This window comes from Sphingobium sp. CCH11-B1 (assembly GCF_001556865.1).
Classification (GTDB): Bacteria; Pseudomonadota; Alphaproteobacteria; order Sphingomonadales; family Sphingomonadaceae; genus Sphingobium.
The window spans coordinates 1-2500 of the sequence record NZ_LSJY01000164.1; the positions used below are offsets into that span (position 1 = coordinate 1).

At 55.3% G+C, this 2500-nt stretch carries 1 tRNA gene and 2 rRNA genes (1 of these 3 cut by a window edge); all 3 read right to left on the reverse strand.

Annotation, left to right across the window (positions count from 1 at the left end):
* Positions 1-23: 23 nt before the first annotated feature.
* A tRNA-Met gene (locus tag AX724_RS16580) sits at positions 24-100 on the reverse strand.
* A 168-nt stretch (positions 101-268) separates the two neighbouring features.
* Positions 269-383 (reverse strand): 5S ribosomal RNA (rrf, locus tag AX724_RS16585).
* A 122-nt stretch (positions 384-505) separates the two neighbouring features.
* Positions 506-2500: ribosomal RNA gene (locus AX724_RS16590) — 23S ribosomal RNA — on the reverse strand; it runs 802 nt beyond the window's last position.

Genomic DNA, 2500 nt, shown 5'->3' on the forward strand with positions numbered 1-2500 from the left:
TGTTGGTATGTATATTGGTGTTATGGTTGCGGGAGCAGGATTTGAACCTGCGACCTTCAGGTTATGAGCCTGACGAGCTACCGGGCTGCTCCATCCCGCGTCACCATAGGGTTTGTTGGTCAGGGGCGGAGGCTTTAGGCTCCGCAAGGGCGAAGGGCCGTCGCGCCTTATGGCGCGGCAGCCAAGCGGACGGAGGTCCGCGCCGGCGCCTGAGGCCAACAAACAAAGTGAATGGGTTTTGTGTATCCTCAAAAGCGCGAGCTTCAATGCCTGGCGACGCCCTACTCTTCCGGGGCTTGAGCCACAGTACCATCGGCGCAGTCAGGTTTCACGGCCGAGTTCGGGATGGGATCGGGTGGGTCACTGACGCTATGGTCACCAAGCAATGGAGCTGGCGCTTTTGGGGGGGTTAATCGATGCCCGTGCATATCCTCTATATATCTGGCTTTGTTGCCGACCACTTGTCTTTGACAGCGGATCAGAGCTGTCGTTGATGGTGGGGCATCTCAAGCGCGAACAGAGCAATTAGGACCGGTTAGCTTCACGCGTTACCGCGCTTCCACATCCGGCCTATCAACGTGATGGTCTATCACGGCTCGATGAAATCTTATCTTGAGGGAGGCTTCCCGCTTAGATGCTTTCAGCGGTTATCCCGTCCATGCATAGCTACCCAGCTGCGCCCTTGGCAGGACGACTGGTACACCAGAGGCATGTTCAACCCGGTCCTCTCGTACTAGGGTCAACTCCTCTCAAATTTCGACGCCCACGGCAGATAGGGACCAAACTGTCTCGCGACGTTCTGAACCCAGCTCACGTACCACTTTAATTGGCGAACAGCCAAACCCTTGGGACCTGCTCCAGCCCCAGGATGTGATGAGCCGACATCGAGGTGCCAAACGATTCCGTCGATATGAGCTCTTGGGAATCATCAGCCTGTTATCCCCGGCGTACCTTTTATCCGTTGAGCGATGGCCCTTCCACGAGGGACCACCGGATCACTATGACCGACTTTCGTCTCTGCTCGACTTGTCAGTCTCGCAGTCAGGCGGGCTTATGCCATTGCACTCTAACAGACGGTTTCCAACCGTCCTGAGCCCACCATCGCGCGCCTCCGTTACTCTTTAGGAGGCGACCGCCCCAGTCAAACTACCCGCCACAGAGGGTCCCTGCACCGGATAACGGTGCGAGGTTAGACATCAGAAAACAACAGGGTGGTATTTCACCTATGGCTCCACGAGGGCTGGCGCCCTCGCTTCAAAGCCTCCCACCTATGCTACACAGTTCTTTCCTAATGCCACTCTGAAGCTGCAGTAAAGGTGCACGGGGTCTTTCCGTCTAACCGCGGGTACTCCGCATCTTCACGGAGAATTCAATTTCGCTGAGCATATCCTGGAGACAGTGGGGAAGTCGTTACGCCATTCGTGCAGGTCGGAACTTACCCGACAAGGAATTTCGCTACCTTAGGACCGTTATAGTTACGGCCGCCGTTTACCTGGGCTTCAATTCAGAGCTTGCACTCCTCCTCTTAACCTTCAGGCACCGGGCAGGCGTCAGGCCCTATACGTCGTCTTGAAGCCGACTTAGCAGAGCCCTGTGTTTTTGCTAAACAGTCGCTACCCCCTGGCCTGTGCCCCCCACAAGTGCTTGCGCATATGTGGGGCCTCCTTCTTCCGAAGGTACGGAGGCAATTTGCCGAGTTCCTTCAGGATACTTCTCTCAAACGCCTTGGTATACTCTACCATTCCACCTGTGTCGGTTTAGGGTACGGTCTATACGGTGGGGCTATTTCCTGGGACATCTTCCCAGCCAGGAGCAATCCAATAAGCCCTGACCAGTTACGGCATCCGTCACACACCACCAGGCCCACGAATATTAACGTGGTTCCCATCGACTACCCCCTTCGGGCTCGTCTTAGGGGCCGGCTTACCCTGCTCAGATTAGCTTTAAGCAGGAACCCTTGGAATTTCGGCGAGAGGGCATCTCACCCTCTTAATCGCTACTCATGTCTGCATTCGCACTTCCGATACCTCCACGGTCGGTTACCCTCCCGCTTCAACGGCCTACGGAACGCTCCGCTACCGCTCAGTCAAAGACTGAACCCTAAGCTTCGGTGCACGTCTTGAGCCCCGTTACATCTTCGCCGCAGGATCTCTTGTTTAGACCAGTGAGCTGTTACGCTTTCTTTAAAGGATGGCTGCTTCTAAGCCAACCTCCTGGTTGTTTTGGAAATCCCACATGCTTTCCCACTTAGACGTGACTTGGGGACCTTAGCTGTAGGTTAGGGCTGTTTCCCTTTTGACGACGGACCTTAGCACCCGCCGTCTGTCTGCCGGACTAGACTCGTTGGTATTCGGAGTTTGGTTAGTATTGGTAGATCTCGCGACCCCCGCAACCATCCAGTGCTCTACCCCCAACGGCAATCATCCGACGCTCTACCTCAATAGATTTCGCGGAGAACCAGCTATTTCCCGGCTTGATTGGCCTTTCACCCCTAAACACA